Source organism: Faecalibacterium sp. DFI.5.82 (genome assembly GCF_029076575.1).
Taxonomy (GTDB): Bacteria; Bacillota; Clostridia; order Oscillospirales; family Ruminococcaceae; genus Faecalibacterium; species Faecalibacterium duncaniae.
Window position 1 is genome coordinate 1 of the sequence record NZ_JARFIS010000584.1, and the last position, 307, is coordinate 307.

Annotated in this window: 1 protein-coding gene; it reads right to left on the reverse strand. The window is 47.6% G+C overall.

Translation table 11 applies throughout. From position 1 onward, the window contains the following. Positions 1 to 307 (reverse strand): hypothetical protein (locus tag P0G09_RS17990; RefSeq protein ID WP_275253353.1); only part of this gene is annotated, 307 nt, incomplete at both ends.

Genomic DNA, 307 nt, shown 5'->3' on the forward strand with positions numbered 1-307 from the left:
GATCAATTCACCGTCAACACGGTAACCGTGCTCTTGGAAATCGTTCTCAAACAATCGTTTGAACGACGAAACCAAATCTTGCGAACTCCATCTTACAGAAAGCACACCGTTCGTCTTGGGCTTGTAAAACGTGGTTGCCTTTGGAGTTGTTCCTTCGCAAACCTGAAGCACCACCTGACGGCTTTCCTCATTGATGAGAAGTCGCACATCAGCCGGAGAGCCCAGCTTGAGCACAACCGCCTTATTAAATGTAAGCCCGTTCAAAGTGACTGAAAAGTAAGGGACGCCTTCAGAAAAATCGAAAGCC